The following is a 16142-nucleotide window of genomic DNA, read 5'->3' on the forward strand; positions in this document are numbered from 1 at the left end:
ATTGAGGTCGTTGCGATGATTAAAGGGGCGTGTAATTGCAATTCGGTGCAGTTTGAAATAACCCGTGATGTAAAAGACATTTACATGTGTCACTGTTCGATTTGTCGCAAGGCGACAGGCATTAATGGTATTGGTGTGCTGGTGGTTGCAAATGCCGATTTTAAATGGCAAAGCGGAGCAGAACATATCGCAACGTGGAAAAAACCAAACAGCGACTGGCAAACGTGGTTTTGCGCTGTGTGTGGCTCTAAATTACCGGGCGATAACGACAGTGAACGAAAGTTTATTCCGGTAGGGCTAATCACTCATGGTTCTGAGCAGCTTAAAGTACGCCATCATATTTGGGTTGATTCAAAAGCGTCGTGGGATGAGATTGGCGATGATGGGTTGCAGCATCCAAACGCCTACGGCACAGCAAATTCAAATGATTAGCCTACAAAAAGCAACACAGAGCGATGTTGACTATTTAGTATCGCTGCGAAAATTAACCATGCACAACTATTTGCTTGAGGCGGGTATGCCGCGTTCGGAGCAAGATCATTTAGCGCGTGTTAATTATCAATTTGCTGCAACGCACTTAATTGTTTTCGATGGCAACATTGTTGGTATGGTCAAATTTGCTAATCAGCTTGAAACTGGGTGTTGTTACATTTATCAATTACAAATCCACCCTGATTTTCAAAATAAGCAACTTGGTAGCCAAGTTATAGCGTTAATGATTGAAAACGCCAAAGTGCAGCAGCTCGATGTAGCGCTGAGTGTAATCAAACAAAACCCGGCATATGGGTTGTATTTGAAGTTGGGTTTTCAAGTTGTAGGTGAAGACTGTGCTGAGTATTTGATGCGAAGGCCTCGTGATCATAGTTATCAGCACGTGCTTGAACGCGATGTGTTAAACGACCCACTTCGGATGTCAGCACTTAAAGCAGTACGCCAACTTAATATACCGAGTGCGTATATTGCGGCTGGTTTTTTACGTAACTTGGTGTGGGACAAACTTCATGGGAAATCTAAATTAAGCGGTTTAAATGACGTTGATGTTATTTACTTTGATCAAAACGAGACAGAGCACAATATTGCAAAACATTATCAAGCAAGCTTAGTTAAGTTAATGCCAAACGTAAATTGGCAAGTAAAAAATCAGGCGTTAATGCACATAAAAAATCACGATAACCCTTATTGTTGTTTGGTAGATGCAATGCGTTACTGGCCTGAGAAAGAAACTGCCGTTGCGGTAAAATTAAACCATGTAAATCAGCTTACCTTTATCTCGGGGTTTGGCTTTGAGTCGTTATTTAATTTAACTCTGCGGTATAACCCTAAACGTGAAAAAGCTATTTTTTTATCACGGCTTAATAACAAAAAGTGGCTAGAAAAATGGCCAAAATTAACATTAGAGCTGTAAACGGGGTTTACAGCTTGTGCAGCTTAACTTGGTTTTTAAATTATAAATAGGAAGATGTATTAATGAGAGCGGAACTTAGGCAAAAAATAATTTCAGTATGTGATAAAAAAATTGTAGCGAAAGGCGACAACGTAGGCGTGTCATTTTACGCGTTTTTTGCCAATAAAAACGACGACCCTGAACGTTTAATGGAAGCCGCTACGTGGTGGATTGAAACACATAAACTTGATCATTTTGAAAAAGCGACAAAAATTAAGAATATGGTATTAGCTGAGCAATAAGCACAAAACTTTTCTGTAAGGCTAACACACGTATTTTGGAAACCCGCAAGCGTAATACTCATTATGGATTTTAAACATTTGAACAGAACTTAGATCGTAAAGGTCAACACGCTCTATGTTGTCCAAGGGGAGATGCATTTAGTTCAGCCCACTTGAGCTAAATAACAAGAATATGAAAACAGTATTAAAGCCTTGGCAATTTAATCTAATTACCTGCTGCATATACTTGCTGTTTGCTATTTTTACGATGCAAGCACTGCATACTCTCTCTACGTGGCCGCCTGCGGGAGTCGCGCTTGCTGCGGTCACTTTATTTGGGCGTAAAGCATGGCTAGGTGTTGCTGCGGGGTCTATGCTGGCGGTGTTTTATCATTTTTATCTCAATAATTTAGATCCATTCTCGTTTAATCATCTTGTTATAAACCTAGCTACATCAACCGGAAATACGCTAGCGGCACTGTGTGCATTTAATATTATGTACAAGCAAATTGTGTTACATAATCCATTAAAAAGAGTCGAAAATGTCGCTGGCACGTTTATTTTTGCCTGCGTGGCAATGGGCATGGTTTCGGCTATTTTTGGTGTAGGCATTTATTATGTGCTTGGGCTTGAGTGGTTTGATGGTTTATTTTTTGGCATTTTGAATTGGAGCATTAGTAACGCGCTTGCTGCTATTGCGATAAGCCCTGCACTTTATTTTTTATGGCGACGCTGGCCGCATAAAATGACGACCCAAAATGTTATGCAGTCTTTGCTAATAACCGCCATTACAGTGTTATGCTGTTATTTAATTTTTGGCCCTAGTTATACTCATTTCGATTTACCTATTTTACAGCCGTCTCTAATACTATTCCCGCTTTTATACTGTGCCATGCGATTGTCATCTACCTTAACTAGCTGCATGAATATGTTGGTGTTTTGTCTTGCTTGGATTGGTAGTAACCAAGGTTGGGGTTATTTTTATCAACATCATGCTGGCGATGCGGAAATCACTTTACAGTTTTTCTTTTTGTTTATTTTTGCGGTGGTGCTTTTGGTGCAAGCTGTGTTTAATCAAAGGCAAGATGAGCAAGAAGAATTAACCCGATTATTAGAACAACGGGTTGAAGAGCGCACATGCCAATTAGAATATCAAAAACAAAAGGCGCTTAAGCTGGCGGTGACCGATCCACTTACTGAACTATACAATCGCAGAGGCTTTTTTAAAACTGCCCATCACTTATTTAGCCAATATTTGCGTCATCCGGGATCATGTGCGCTGCTGTTATTAGATTTAGATAAATTTAAACTAATCAATGACAACTACGGCCATGCGATGGGCGATGAAGTGATAAAAAACACGGCAGATGTACTGCGGCAATTTACCCGTGAATCTGATATTACTGGGCGAATTGGCGGCGAAGAACTAGTTGTGTTTTTGCCTATGTCAACGCAAGATGATGCAATTTCGCTCGCAGAGCGTATACGCCAAGCCGTGTCAGAGCAGCAAGTAACATTGGATAATGTAACCGTGCAATACACTCTAAGTATTGGCGTGAGTACGTTTGATCAAAATGATAAAACGCTAGAAACCATGCTTAAACGTGCAGATAAAGCGCTTTATATCGCAAAAAAGCAAGGTCGTAATCAAGTACAATATTGCTGATAATTGCGCCTACTGAAAACCTCATTTGGTAAGACATTACTATGTGATGTGGCAGATATTTCAGGATTTTAGTATCAATTTGGTTAGAGCCTATCTAGCAATTTAGTTTTCTCGCCTCTTTGATATTTTAGTTTGTTTAACGTTTGTTGAGATAAAGCTAATAATTTATTGGGATTAGTAGTGTTAAATATGATATAAATCATGCTGTTACTTTATCTTGATAAAGTGTTTTTAAAAACAATCTTTAGGGTCTTTACGGCTTTCTTGGTAGTTTTTGTAGTGGTTAAACTGAGGTTTATACAAAACTGACTTAGCATCGCTTTGTAGTAAATACTCACTTAATCCCGCAAAAATTCAAAAGCGCATAAACACCCCCTCAATATTTCAAAGGATTTTGAATTCATGAAAAAGTTAGCATCAGCAGTCGCTATTACTTCTACGTTACTACTTTCTGGTTGTATGACAGTAGTTCAAAACTCACAGCAAGCTTCACTTGAAACCAATAAAACCGTTACTGTAATTGACGACACACGCACACGTGATGGCGTGCGTGACTCAATTACTGGTTGGTTAACAAAACAAGGTTACCAATTTGAAGTTGTAGAAACGCCAAATTATGTACTTGAGTATGACCAAGCAATTGTATATCAAGCAAATTGGGCGTGGGATATTACAACTTACATGCGTTATGCAGATATTAGTTTATACAACAAAAACAATCGTATCGGTAACGTAAGAGTAGATACTGTTGGTTGTGGTGGTTTTGGTAAGTTCGGTAACGCTGCTGAACGTATTTCGCTATCAATGGATTTACTGTTTAAGAAAATCGATACAAAGCAAGCTGAAAAGCTAATTTGTAAAGCGTAATTATAAAAACAAATACAATAACGCATCGTCTGTGTTGTAAATAAAAACTAGGCTATAGCTGTTGTTTATTGCGCTAGTTATATAACAGCTTTAGCTTAAATAAATGTACGCTTCCTGTAGTTAAAGTGGGTAATGTTTAACAAGAAGCTCTTAAAAAGCGCTGATAATTCAGCGCTTTTTTATTTTCGCTAGTCTTTATTGCATTTGATATTTTATCTAAACCAATACACTGTTTATGACTACTAGATCGTGGTTATATTGAGCTTTTTTAGCCCTGAGATTAGGTGATCCAAAAATGCTTTTACTTTTGCAAGTGGGTACTTTCTTCCCGAGTATAATGCATATAAAACAAGATCTTCAGGCTCGCAGTTTAGCGCTATTTTGATAAGACTACCGTTATCAATTTCTGTTTGGCACGCATGCATCGGCAATATCGCAAAGCCAAGTCCTTTTAATGCAGCCGCTTTTGCCATATGGCCACTATTGACCTTGTAATCTGATTGCACCTGAATGGTTTGCTCGCCTTTAAATCGCCAAGGCATGCCTTGCAGTACGGATAGCGACGTAATGCACGGCACTTTGTTCATATCGCTTAATGACTTTGGTAATGCGGTATGCTCAAGCAAACGGGGAGACGCCACCACACAGCTAGACCAGCGAATAATTTCTTTAGCTACCCAGCCGGAATCCTCTAATGCGCCACGACCAAAGCGCAACACCAAATCGTAACCATCTAACAAGCCTTCTTGCGGGTTTAAATGGGTATCGCAGCTGAGATTAATTTGTGCATGCTCGAAACAGAAATCCGCAATAATCTCAGCTAGAAAGGGAAGATCTGGCATCACGACCTTTAGGTGCCCAGATAATGAATCGCCAAATTGAGACACTTCTTCCAACGCATCATTTATCGCACAGGTAAGCGGTGTAATTGACTGATAAAGCTGTTTTCCAGCGGCAGTTGAAATCATTTTTCGCGTTGTGCGCTCCAGCAATCGTAGCCCGAGGTTTTGCTCCAATAACGCGACATGCCGACTGACATTCGAGGTCGGTATTTCTAGTTGTTCTGCCGCTAACTTAAAACTGAGTTGTTCATAAACAGCCTGAAAGCTAAGTAACCATTGCAGCTCTATTTTTTCTATCACTATTAACTCAAATAATGGGATTAACAAATCAATATTAGCATGTTTATCCTATTTATTGATTTTGTAATTATCGTTTCCGATTTAACTATAGAGATTGAAAAATGAATAACATTAATCGAATTGCGATTGTTGGTGCAGGCGTGGCGGGATTGGCACTGGCGATACTTGCCACAAAACGAGGTTACAAGGTCACAGTATACGAGCGCGCTAGTTCAGTGTGCTCAATTGGTGCGGGGGTAACCCTGTGGCCAAATGCCATGTTTGTATTGCAGCAGCTAGGACTAGAAAGTGAAGTAACGCATGCAGGGGGAAAACCCGCTTATATGCGGCATTTTAATCATTATGGTGTACAACAAGGTGAATTTGATATTGAAGAAGTGAACCTGTTGTGTGGCTTTCCAAGTGTAACCATATTACGCCGCGATCTTATGAAGATTTTGGTAAAAGCATTTACTGATTTAGGCGGTACTATTCGCTTGAGTTGTTCCATTAAAGCGCAAGATATTGTTAACCTTAAACAAAAATTTGATTTGGTAGTAGGTGCTGATGGACGTATGAGCTCAGCGGTGCGCCAGTTTTTATACCCAAAAACTGTAACGCCTAGTTACCATGGTTTTATTAATATTATTGGTGTTAGCAAGCTAAGCAAAGATTCTGTATCTAATACTATTTGTGATTTTCGTGATAACGCAGAGCGATTCGGCATTGTGCCCGTTAAACAAGGTTGGTGTTATTGGGCTGCGGCGTGGAATACAGAAATAGCTAGAGAGCGGACTTTGGCAGATTGGCAAAAAGAGGTTAATGCCCGTTTTAAAAACTGGCCAAAGCTGGTTCGAAGTGTGCTAAACGCAACTGATAAAGCAACGTTAAACCGTATTTTTGTTCATGATCTTGAGCCATTACCATATTGGCATCGTGATAACGTTGTGATTATAGGCGATGCCGCTCATGCACCTCTACCCACTTCAGGGCAAGGCGCATGTCAGGCGCTAGAAGATGCATGGCATCTTATTCAACTTTTGCACCCAGAAGTTGAGTTGAATGATGCCCTTACACGCTTTTATCAACAAAGGTTCACTAAAACTACAGCTGCTCAAACCGTTGGTCGGCAAGTCGCTCAAAAAATATTTGTTGAGCAGACAGAGCCGCAATCACCCTCAAATATTTCAGCTACGCAGTTAAGTCAATTTTGGATGCAAGGGCTTTGATTGAGGTTTTTAAAAAGTAAGGTTTTAAAGTGTTTAGGTATACTTTGTAGCGTATTAATAAAGATATTAAGGTATTAAAGCTTGTTTAATAAAGGTTTCCAAAGCATAGTGTGTGCTTTGTTCCTGTTTCGCTTTTTCAATAATAGGTATGCCCCAACTGCATCCTATTTTGCTTAAAAAATCGCGCCAGCTTAGTCCTCCAGGGCCAATAGCACTATCTAACTCACTTAAACCAAATGACCTGGCGCCTCCGGTTTGTGCAATCGGAGGCAAGTTGGGATCGTTAGTATAGCCGCCAAGCACAAAAGGTTTTGCCACATTGCTTTGGTTAATTGCAAAGTAAAGCACTTCTTTTCTTTGTGTGTCGGTGTAAGTGGCGATTTTTTTCATGGGTTGCAACGTTAACGTTTAGTGTAATACTCGCGTATGTGGCTATTGCCATCATTTTGTGAGTTTCCCATATATTCCCAGTAAGTGGTTTCGTTTTCGAAATGGAGCTGTGATATCTGTGTTTTACCGTATCGCTCAAACTGTAAAACAATGCTGCTATCGGTACATCCTAAAATTGAGTAGTTTATGCGTTCTTCTTTCGCTGGCATCGTCATGGTTTTTTCGCCCATTGTGATCTCAATGTCAGGGGTATTGATGCGCATTTCCTGTTTGTTATTGAATGTTATGACTTCTTTACCTTGAGTTTGGGTCATAAAAGCCCACGCATTACCGTTAACATTGGCCCACTTTTTATTGAATGATTCGAACTTTTCGCTGGATGATGTCCATGTTCCGGTCAACGTAGGGCAACTCATCGCAATATTGGGTAAAACAAGGGATAAACAGAGGATTAATTTTTTCATATGTAGAGTGACAATTTATTTGTGCAAAGCTTATTTTTATTATTAGAGCGTGTTGACTTTTATGGTCTAAATTCTGTTCAAATCCAAACCGTTTTGATCGCGGCGTCGCTTTGTAGGCCTAGTGGGCTAAGTCAAAAAGCGACAACAAAGAGCACAATGGTTTGGGTTGAACCCTACAGGCAGCGCTTGTTTGGCATTTATACTGTATTCCCACTCATTTATGTAGAATAACTACACCACAATCGCTCTGTCTTGTCTACATGCCAAACAAACTGCTGCATAAATAGACAGTAAAGGTCAACACGCTCTAGCATCAAATTGTATAACTTATTGCCATTGTTATATTTTTATAGATGTAACAGAAAGTTACGCAAGGCTTAATTTAAGTTTGTTTTAACGGATGAGGTGTTTATTGGTGGCTGAGCGTCTTTGTTTGCGCTTAACTAGGAACTAAGCTATTTTCCAAGCCAAAATTAAGCCATTGTTAAAGTGTATGAATATTAATTTACGTGCCATTAGTTACGCTGCTGTGTTAGGTATGCTGTTGGGCTGCAATACTGTGCCAACACCGCAGCAAGATGTTAAAAATACCAACAAGAACAAACTGCTTCGCATTGCAACATTTAATGTCAGTATGGAAGCCACGAATTACCAATCAAGCGAGCAATCAGATACAAAATCAACCCTAAATGCAAATGCGCTTACGCAAGCATTAGCAAGTGGTGACGTACAGCAAATTAATAATATTGCTGAAATTATTCAACGCACTCGCCCAGATATTATTTTACTTAACGAGTTTGATTACATTGCAAAGCGGGAAAAAGGCATCGATTTATTTAAGACGGCATACCTTGAAGTATCGCAAAATGGGTTAGCGCCAATTACTTACCCATATGTGTATCTTGCTCCCGTAAATACAGGGGTAAAAACCGAATTAAAAGGTGATGCTGTTAAGCTTACTCATTTTGGTTTTGGCCGTTACGCTGGGCAGTATGGCATGGTGCTGTTGTCGAAATACCCCATCGTTTCAGAGCAAGTCCGCACTTTTCAGCATTTTCTTTGGCAAGATATGCCGAATAACTTGATGCCAGTTAACCCAAATGGCAGCCAATGGTACTCAAGCGACGAGCGCGCGATAATGCGTTTGTCGTCTAAGTCTCATTGGGATGTGCCGGTAAATGTTTGTGATAACACGATTCATGTGCTGGCAAGCCACCCAACACCACCGGTATTTGACGGCGAAGAAGACCGTAATGGAAAACGCAATCACGATGAAATCCGCTTTTGGCGAGATTACATTAGCCCATCAAGCAATCACTATATTTATGATGATAACGGTCGCCATGGCGGCGTTAGTCCAGAGTCATTTGTGATTTTAGGCGATTTAAACGCCAGCGCAGTGGATGGTGATGCGCACCCAAATGCGATTAATCAATTATTGTCTCATCCGCGAGTTAATCACTATAACGCGCCAAAATCTGAAGGTGGTTTGCAAAATAAACCTGAAAACACACATGCTGCAACACATACCGCAGGGTGGGGAATGCGTGCCGACTATGTGTTGCCGTCAGCAAATTTAAAGGTGTTAAACAGCGCCGTGTTTTGGCCCGCTAAAGGTAAACAAGGTGCACATTTAGTTGCCAATAGAAGTGCCTCGTCAGATCATCGTTTAGTTTGGGTTGATGTTAAAATAAGGGATTTGCCTGGCTGTAAGAATTAGCCAGAACTTACTCCCTTATGTGTTGGTTTCCATACTAGCTTTGGTGCAAAGGTGAGCGGGTGGGCGATATCGATTATTCGGTGATTTTTCGGTCACGCCACCAAAAAGCTCAAAAAACAAAAATTGCGTTTTAAATTTCAACAAATCCTAATAAGGAGGTTTATTTAGCAATTTCCTTGAAGTGAAAAGAAACACTCAAATGACTCAATTTGAGCGGGGCTTAATTAAAATATTTCAGTCACAAGTTTGTGTTTTACTTACCGTTATTAAATGTTGTCTATACTTATGATGCTAACTATCAGGAGGATAGGGAACGGTGAGCTACTACTACACCAAAATTATCACTGGGGTTTTATGCGTAGCGTTGACTACAGCAGGCTTTTATTTTTATAAGAGTCGAGCTAAAACGGCTACTACACAAGAAGATGAGGTGGTTTATGAAACATATAGTGTTAACCACCCATTGCAACCGATCCCTTCGATAAAATACATCGATAAACGTTGGGTTAGTTTAGGTAAAGCGTTATTTCATAGTCCTTTATTGTCGAAAGACAATACTGTCTCTTGTGCATCTTGTCATATGGTTGACTATGGTGGAGACGATGGTTTCTCTGTTTCTTCAGGTGTTGGGAGCAAAGTTGGCATACGAAACTCCCCAACAGTTCTAAATTCGGCTTTTAATTTCCGTCAGTTTTGGGATGGCCGCTCAATTACTCTTGAAGAACAAATTGATGGGCCAATTCATAATCCGGTTGAAATGGGCACAAACTGGGCTGACATCATTGAAAAACTATCTCGCGATGAAATGTTTCAGTATGCGTTTGAAGAGTTAGCGATCACTGCAATCACACCTGAGCATGTTAAAAAGGCCATCGTTCTATATGAAAAAAGCTTGGTCACGCCAAATAGTCCGATCGATCGCTACCTTCTTGGAGATCAGTCTGCGCTCAGCACTCAACAAGTAAGAGGACTTTCTAAATTTGTTGATTTTGGGTGCATAACTTGTCATCAGGGGAAAAACATTGGTGGAAATGTATTTCAAAAACTGGGTCGTATTAAACATATGCCCAAAAATTTGTCACTGGATTTCGGTCGATACTTAGTTACGCATAATGAGGCAGATAAACATGTTTTTAAAGTGCCTAGTTTGCGCAATGTAATGCACACTGCTCCGTATTTTCATGATGGCTCAGTAGAGACAATTGAAGAGGCAATTTCAATTATGGCTGAAACTCAACTAGGCCGAAAAATATCACAACAAGATATAGAAGATATTAAGGCGTTACTGGAAAGTTTTAGTGGTCAATTGGCAACGGAAAGCACACTATGAAATCGAGTTTTGTTCCTGAATCTATCGCTTTATTTACGTGTTTGTTTTTTAGTTTATTAGCGGTTAATCAATCTTTTGTTTCTAAAGAGTTAGTGCATGAAGTAGAGGTGTTGCAGTCGTTAGAGACATACGTGCCACAGTACCAAAATGAAGTTGTTGCAACTAATTTAACCTCGACCTTACATTACGATAAATATGCTCAGTTGCAGCAAAAAGTTGAAATGCTAATGGCGTTAATTCAAAGCAATGTGTCTATAAAGCAAGAATTGCAAGAATATTTAGTCCAAAGTAGTCAGTATGTGCAGCTTGTTAGTATGTTAAAAACATCAAAGCGAACGATTGTTCGTAGTAACTTTATTGGGAATGGACAAGCAACAGAGATACAACTAAAACTCACGAAAACGTTTTTAAATTTTCTTGTTGAAAGTAACCCGCAGGTTTTGTCGCAACTATCTGACTTGAAAAATAAAATTAATCAGTTGGCAGAGTCTTCATCTGATTGGTACTTAGTGGAGCAGCACTTAAGCTTTATAGTGGATAACGTTGTAAAAGCGACTCAATTAAAACGTAATGTTACTGATTTAAAAATTAATGAAAAACTATCTAGCAGCTTCAGAGAGCAAACAAGCTTATTGAATCTTAGTGAATTACAATTTTTGTATTTCTCTTTTAGCGCATTTGCAGCGTTAATCGGTTTACTAATTATCGTTTTAGTAAGACAAAAAAAACAAATCATTATTGAGTCTGAAAAGCATCAACATGCGGCTAATGTAAAAGCACAGTTTTTGGCAAATATGTCACATGAGATCCGAACGCCGATGACTGGCATTATTGGTTTAACAGAGCTCTGTTTAGCAACGAACTTAACACATACACAAAAAGACTACCTTGAGAAACTTCATTTTTCGGCTCAGTCACTGCTTACAATCATTAATGACATTTTGGACTTTTCAAAAATAGAGTCAGGTAAACTTACGATAGAGCAAGTTAGCTTTTGCCATGACAGTTTAATTGCCAATATTGATGCTTTGTTGAGTCAGGGCGACAGTAAAAAACAAGTTGAGCTTATATTTGATATTTCGCCATCACTTCCCGCCAACTTAAAAGGAGACCCCGTGCGCATAAGTCAGGTGTTAATTAACCTGTTATCAAATGCTTTAAAGTTCACAGAGCAAGGCCATGTTATTTTGCGGGTACGCCATCAACAAAAGGGGGACAAAACATGGTTTTGCTATCAGGTTATCGATACAGGCATTGGCTTATCTGAGGAACAAATGTCACGTTTGTTTCAGCGATTTTCTCAAGCCGACACTTCAACAACACGAAAATACGGCGGTACAGGACTTGGACTATCAATTAGTAAACTCTTAGTTGAATTGATGGGAGGCACAATCAGTGTAGAAAGTCGAATCTCCAAGGGCAGTACGTTTTCGGTTGAGCTACCGCTAATAATTCAATCTGCCGATGAAGTAGAAAAGCCCTCTTCAGATTTTGGTGGACAGCGGGTGCTATGTGTTGAAGACAATGAAACGACTGGTTCAATTATCAAGGATATGCTTGCAAGCTGGAATCTACACGTAACAGTTGTTACTTCGCTTACTGAAGCTATGACGATTGTTAACGAGCAAGCCTTTGAATTCGCTATGGTAGACTATCAGTTGGGCAAAGAAACCTGCATACCGCTGCTTAACTACTTAAGTAAACTTGAAGCTTGTCCTTCAAAAATTATTGTTTTCAGTGCGTTTGACACTGTCTTTTTACAAAAGCAACTACACGATGTACCACTAGATTTAGATTTCATTGCAAAACCGATTACGCGTCGTCGTTTGTACAAGTTAATATCAACTAAATTACAATCCGAGGTCGATAATAAAGCTAAATTACCTTGCAGAAATAATTCAAATATTCGAGTGCTATTAGTTGAAGATAATAAAATTAATCAAACGATTGCGAGTACAATTCTAAAAGGGTTTGGTTATTATTTTGAGATTGCTGAAAACGGTCAGCAGGCGATTGATATTATTAGTAATAATTCTTTTGATATCATATTAATGGATATTCAAATGCCTATTTTGGATGGCATCGAGGCAACTAAAATTTTACGTAACTCTTACAGTAAGGAAGCCCTACCAATTATAGCGCTTACTGCAAATGTAACGGAGGCTGAAGTTGAAAAGTATTTAGCTATCGGCATGAATGCGCACTTATCTAAGCCGTATGTAAAAGAACAGATGCAAGAGGTTATCGGCTCACAAATCACATTGATTGAACAATATCGAGAATCAAAATTGCCATGATATGCTATTTGTTGATGACAATATGTAATTGTTTTAAATTTAAATATACGTACTATCGTAAGCGCATCAGCAACAAGATAAGTCAGCTAGATAACAAGTTCGAATTTATGCGGCCAAGCGCTTGGCGTTAGCTGTTTAATTTGATTTCAAGTTATTTAGGTTACAACTTCCCCATTAACCTTATTTATACGATAGCCAATTCTTTCCACTGTTGTGATTAGATCGTGTTTTGTCCGCATACTCGCGATTTTAATTTCATTATCAGCCAAATTTATGTCGATTAAAGCGCATCTATCCAGCGCTTTAATTGCACTTTTTATTGTGTTTGCGCAATGATTACAGGTCATTTCATTAATAGTGATTTTCAACATAGCTGTTTCCTTTATTTTTAACATGCCAACTACTTTAAAGGTTACGCTGGTGGCAAGGTCAACAATGGCACTGGTACTTTTTAAGGTTAACAAAATTACTATTTGACCTTACCATCGTGGTAAGGATTAAAGTGATATCTCGACAAAAACGTCAAAGCGGAGATTAAAATGGATAAACGCATACAATTTAGTGTGTCTGGTATGTCATGCGCTTCCTGTGTTGGTCGCGTAGAAAACGCGCTAAATAAAATAACCGGAGTGACAAAGGTGAGCGTTAACCTAGCAAGCGAAAGTGTTAACGTTGAAGGTGATGCTGATTTAGCTGACGTTGTGCAAGCCGTAAAAGATGCGGGCTACGGCGTAGAGACACGTGAAGTTCACTACCAAGTTACAGGTATGGGGTGCGCTTCTTGTATCGGTCGCATTGAAAAGGCTGCATATTCATTACCGCAAGTTATTAACGCCAATGTTAATTTAGCAACAGAAAAGCTCACGCTTACCGTATTATCTGAACCTGCTTTTGACGAACTTTCACATGTTATAAGTGAAGCTGGTTATGCGCTGGTTGAGCCAGAGTCAGTAACGCCAAACGAGCAGCAAAATACCAGTGAAAATCTGCCAATTTATCGTAGAGAGTGGTTTGCACCTGCCGCCTCGATGGCATTAACGCTACCCATGCTATTGCCAATGTTTGGCTTGTTATTTAATTTTCATTGGATGCCACCCGCTTGGGTGCAATGGGCGTTAGCAACGCCTATTCAGTTTTACTTTGGTGCCCGTTTTTATCGTGCAGGATGGGGCGCATTAAAAGCGGGTGTTGGCAATATGGACTTGCTTGTTGCTATTGGCACCAGCGCCGCCTATGGATTATCGCTTTACTTGTGGTGGACATTCAGCGCTGAGCACGGTCAGCCCCATTTGTATTTTGAAAGCAGCAGTGCGGTGCTGAGTTTAGTATTGCTCGGTAAGTACCTTGAACATCGCGCTAAGCGCCGTACAACCAGTGCATTAAAGGCATTAGAAAATCTAAAACCAACTACAGCAACCGTTTGGCGTAACAATACTTGGCAAAGTGTCGCTGTATCACATGTAAAAAGCGGTGAGCGCATTAAAATTAAGCCAGGCGAACGCGTGCCGGTAGATGGTGTGGTGCTAAGTGGCCAGTCACAAATTGATGAAGCGCTTATCAGCGGTGAAAGCGTGCCCGTTTATAAAACCGAATCAGACAAAGTAACCGGTGGCTCGGTTAATTTAGATGGTGTTTTGGAAGTTAACGCCACGAGCGTTGGCGCAGAATCAACACTGGCCAAAATTATTCGTTTAGTTGAACAAGCACAGGGCGCAAAAGCGCCGGTTCAAGCCTTAGTTGATAAAGTAAGTGCGATATTTGTGCCTGTTGTGCTGGTGGTTGCACTGATCACCTTGCTTGCCTTTGGAATCGGCACAGGTGATTGGACAACGGGTATTTTGAACGCCGTAGCAGTTTTGGTTATTGCTTGCCCGTGTGCCTTAGGTTTAGCAACGCCTGCGGCAATTATGGCGGGTACTGGCACGGCTGCACGATTTGGCATTTTAGTGAAAGATGCCCGGGCGCTGGAACAAGCAACCAGTATCGATATGGTGATTTTTGATAAAACTGGCACGCTCACAGTCGGTAAACCAGAACTAAGTGAAATGCATGCTTTTAATGCCACGCAACAAGATGCTTTGCAATTAGCCGCATCACTTCAGCAATATAGCGAACACCCGTTAGCAAAAGCGATTGTTGATAAAGCGGCTGCGCAGCAACTCGACTATTTACCAGTATCTGATTTTAAAGTTGTTGCAGGGCGAGGGGTTAAAGCGAGTTATCAGCAAAATACGGTTTACCTTGGTAGCACGTTTTGGATGCAAGAGCTTGCAATCTCATTGCCTGATTTACCGACTCAAATACCGGGTGCATCGTTATCTTGGTTGGTAAGTCAATCGCCGAACGAACAAGCAAAAGTACTCGCGCTGTTTTATTTTAGCGATGCGCCGAAAGTACATGCGGCCAGCGCGGTAACTCAGTTAAAACAACAAGGCATTAAAGTGGCAATGTTAACTGGCGATAGTCAAACCAGCGCGGAATATATTGCCGAGCGGTTAGGGTTGGACGAATATCAAGCGCAGGTATTGCCTGAACATAAAGCCCAGTACATAGCTAAATCACAGCAGCAGGGTTATACGGTTGCTATGGTGGGTGATGGTATTAATGACGCACCGGCGCTGGCACAGTCCGATCTTGGTATTGCTATGGCGACAGGCACCGATGTGGCAGTCAGTGCCTCGGCTATCACATTAATGCGCGGTGAGCCGATCTTAGTGGCGTCGGCATTAACCATGTCAAAACTCACTTATCGCAAAATTAAACAAAACTTATTTTGGGCGTTTGTTTTTAATGTGATTGGTATTCCATTGGCAGCATTGGGTTATCTCAATCCTATTATTGCTGGTGGCGCGATGGCGGCCAGTAGTTTGTTGGTAATTAGTAATGCGCTGCTGTTGCAGCGTTGGCAACCAAAGGCATAAATAAAATGAGCACCTTAATCACCATAGGTGAAGCAGCAAAGCGCAGCGGACTAACCGCTAAAATGATCCGTTATTACGAAGCCAGCGGCTTATTAAGTTCAACGACGCGAAGTGAGGCAGGTTATCGCTTGTATAACGCACAGCAATTGCAGCAGTTGACGGTAATTAAACGAGCGCGCAAGTTAGGTTTTTCGCTTGCGCAAATACAATCGCTGCTCGACTTAATGCAAAACCCGGGTCGCACTAGCCGAGAGGTGAAAGCGATAACACAGCATCATTTAGACGATATCGAGCAGAAAATTAACGAACTGCAACAAATGCAAGAAACCCTAAAACAACTTGCAGATAACTGTAGTGGTGACGAAAGTGCCGATTGCCCAATTCTTGATGGCTTGTGTCAATCAAGCGAGCAATAAGGTGTTAAATGTCGCTAAAAGTGTGCTTATTTATGACGTTTAGCGACATACACACA

Annotated in this window: 15 protein-coding genes; 11 read left to right on the forward strand and 4 right to left on the reverse strand. The window is 40.4% G+C overall.

Features of this window, described 5'->3' with window-relative positions; all coding sequences use genetic code 11:
* Positions 1–45: 45 nt before the first annotated feature.
* From ACHSBP_RS18180 to ACHSBP_RS18200, 5 genes are all read left to right on the forward strand, one after another.
* Positions 46–432 carry a GFA family protein gene (locus ACHSBP_RS18180; RefSeq protein ID WP_395389978.1) on the forward strand — a complete coding sequence of 129 codons (387 nt, stop codon included), beginning with the start codon at positions 46–48 and terminating at the stop codon, positions 430–432.
* On the forward strand, positions 425–1405 hold the full coding sequence (locus ACHSBP_RS18185; RefSeq protein WP_395389980.1) for a nucleotidyltransferase family protein: 981 nt from the start codon (positions 425–427) through the stop codon (positions 1403–1405). The genes ACHSBP_RS18180 and ACHSBP_RS18185 overlap by 8 nt, the downstream gene beginning before the upstream one ends.
* A gap of 62 nt (positions 1406–1467) precedes the next feature.
* Entirely contained in the window at positions 1468–1686 is a 219-nt protein-coding gene (locus ACHSBP_RS18190; RefSeq protein ID WP_395389983.1) for a DUF6500 family protein, read from the forward strand.
* A gap of 172 nt (positions 1687–1858) precedes the next feature.
* The gene (locus ACHSBP_RS18195; protein ID WP_395389986.1) at positions 1859–3331 is read left to right on the forward strand and encodes a diguanylate cyclase; all 1473 of its coding nucleotides are present in this window, start codon (positions 1859–1861) and stop codon (positions 3329–3331) included.
* 402 nt (positions 3332–3733) lie between these two features.
* Entirely contained in the window at positions 3734–4198 is a 465-nt protein-coding gene (locus ACHSBP_RS18200; protein WP_010558467.1) for an Sbal_3080 family lipoprotein, read from the forward strand.
* Between the two features lie 242 nt (positions 4199–4440).
* On the opposite strand, the gene ACHSBP_RS18205 is transcribed toward ACHSBP_RS18200, so the two are convergent.
* Positions 4441–5340 carry a LysR family transcriptional regulator gene (locus tag ACHSBP_RS18205; protein ID WP_395389987.1) on the reverse strand — a complete coding sequence of 300 codons (900 nt, stop codon included), beginning with the start codon at positions 5338–5340 and terminating at the stop codon, positions 4441–4443.
* A 101-nt stretch (positions 5341–5441) separates the two neighbouring features.
* Here ACHSBP_RS18205 and ACHSBP_RS18210 point away from each other — a divergent pair, with 101 nt between their 5' ends.
* A complete protein-coding gene (locus ACHSBP_RS18210) occupies positions 5442–6548 on the forward strand; it encodes an FAD-dependent oxidoreductase (RefSeq protein WP_395389988.1) in 1107 nt (368 codons plus the stop codon).
* Between the two features lie 66 nt (positions 6549–6614).
* On the opposite strand, the gene ACHSBP_RS18215 is transcribed toward ACHSBP_RS18210, so the two are convergent.
* Entirely contained in the window at positions 6615–6938 is a 324-nt protein-coding gene (locus ACHSBP_RS18215; protein ID WP_395389990.1) for a hypothetical protein, read from the reverse strand.
* An 11-nt stretch (positions 6939–6949) separates the two neighbouring features.
* Positions 6950–7402, reverse strand: coding sequence for a hypothetical protein (locus ACHSBP_RS18220; RefSeq protein WP_395389991.1), 453 nt, complete (start codon positions 7400–7402; stop codon positions 6950–6952).
* Positions 7403–7895: 493 nt separating this feature from the next.
* Here ACHSBP_RS18220 and ACHSBP_RS18225 point away from each other — a divergent pair, with 493 nt between their 5' ends.
* From ACHSBP_RS18225 to ACHSBP_RS18235, 3 genes are all read left to right on the forward strand, one after another.
* Positions 7896–9122 (forward strand): endonuclease/exonuclease/phosphatase family protein, encoded by a 1227-nt coding sequence (locus ACHSBP_RS18225; protein WP_395389992.1) that lies wholly within the window; start codon positions 7896–7898, stop codon positions 9120–9122.
* Positions 9123–9438: 316 nt separating this feature from the next.
* On the forward strand, positions 9439–10452 hold the full coding sequence (locus ACHSBP_RS18230; protein WP_395389993.1) for a cytochrome-c peroxidase: 1014 nt from the start codon (positions 9439–9441) through the stop codon (positions 10450–10452).
* Positions 10449–12749: a response regulator gene (locus tag ACHSBP_RS18235; RefSeq protein WP_395389994.1), complete on the forward strand. Its 2301-nt coding sequence runs from the start codon at positions 10449–10451 to the stop codon at positions 12747–12749. The genes ACHSBP_RS18230 and ACHSBP_RS18235 overlap by 4 nt, the downstream gene beginning before the upstream one ends.
* 155 nt (positions 12750–12904) lie before the next feature.
* Here ACHSBP_RS18235 and ACHSBP_RS18240 read toward each other — a convergent pair whose 3' ends face one another.
* Positions 12905–13213 (reverse strand): heavy-metal-associated domain-containing protein, encoded by a 309-nt coding sequence (locus ACHSBP_RS18240; RefSeq protein ID WP_395389995.1) that lies wholly within the window; start codon positions 13211–13213, stop codon positions 12905–12907.
* 75 nt (positions 13214–13288) lie between these two features.
* Between ACHSBP_RS18240 and ACHSBP_RS18245 the strand changes: the two genes are divergently transcribed.
* Positions 13289–15670: a heavy metal translocating P-type ATPase gene (locus ACHSBP_RS18245; RefSeq protein ID WP_395389997.1), complete on the forward strand. Its 2382-nt coding sequence runs from the start codon at positions 13289–13291 to the stop codon at positions 15668–15670.
* A gap of 5 nt (positions 15671–15675) precedes the next feature.
* On the forward strand, positions 15676–16086 hold the full coding sequence (gene cueR / locus ACHSBP_RS18250) for a Cu(I)-responsive transcriptional regulator (RefSeq protein WP_395389998.1): 411 nt from the start codon (positions 15676–15678) through the stop codon (positions 16084–16086).
* Positions 16087–16142 lie beyond the last annotated feature (56 nt).

The sequence above is a fragment of the Pseudoalteromonas sp. XMcav1-K genome (assembly GCF_044005875.1).
GTDB lineage: Bacteria > Pseudomonadota > Gammaproteobacteria > Enterobacterales > Alteromonadaceae > Pseudoalteromonas > Pseudoalteromonas spongiae.

What these genes read in the sequence shown, in the direction of transcription:
- ACHSBP_RS18210 (WP_395389988.1), top strand. Translation starts at nt 5,442, where the DNA reads ATGAATAACATTAATCGAATTGCGATTGTTGGTGCAGGCGTGGCGGGA.
- ACHSBP_RS18235 (WP_395389994.1), top strand. Translation starts at nt 10,449, where the DNA reads ATGAAATCGAGTTTTGTTCCTGAATCTATCGCTTTATTTACGTGTTTG.
- ACHSBP_RS18195 (WP_395389986.1), top strand. Translation starts at nt 1,859, where the DNA reads ATGAAAACAGTATTAAAGCCTTGGCAATTTAATCTAATTACCTGCTGC.
- ACHSBP_RS18200 (WP_010558467.1), top strand. Translation starts at nt 3,734, where the DNA reads ATGAAAAAGTTAGCATCAGCAGTCGCTATTACTTCTACGTTACTACTT.
- ACHSBP_RS18220 (WP_395389991.1), bottom strand. Translation starts at nt 7,402, where the DNA reads ATGAAAAAATTAATCCTCTGTTTATCCCTTGTTTTACCCAATATTGCG.
- cueR (WP_395389998.1), top strand. Translation starts at nt 15,676, where the DNA reads ATGAGCACCTTAATCACCATAGGTGAAGCAGCAAAGCGCAGCGGACTA.
- ACHSBP_RS18215 (WP_395389990.1), bottom strand. Translation starts at nt 6,938, where the DNA reads ATGAAAAAAATCGCCACTTACACCGACACACAAAGAAAAGAAGTGCTT.
- ACHSBP_RS18245 (WP_395389997.1), top strand. Translation starts at nt 13,289, where the DNA reads ATGGATAAACGCATACAATTTAGTGTGTCTGGTATGTCATGCGCTTCC.
- ACHSBP_RS18225 (WP_395389992.1), top strand. Translation starts at nt 7,896, where the DNA reads ATGAATATTAATTTACGTGCCATTAGTTACGCTGCTGTGTTAGGTATG.
- ACHSBP_RS18190 (WP_395389983.1), top strand. Translation starts at nt 1,468, where the DNA reads ATGAGAGCGGAACTTAGGCAAAAAATAATTTCAGTATGTGATAAAAAA.
- ACHSBP_RS18185 (WP_395389980.1), top strand. Translation starts at nt 425, where the DNA reads ATGATTAGCCTACAAAAAGCAACACAGAGCGATGTTGACTATTTAGTA.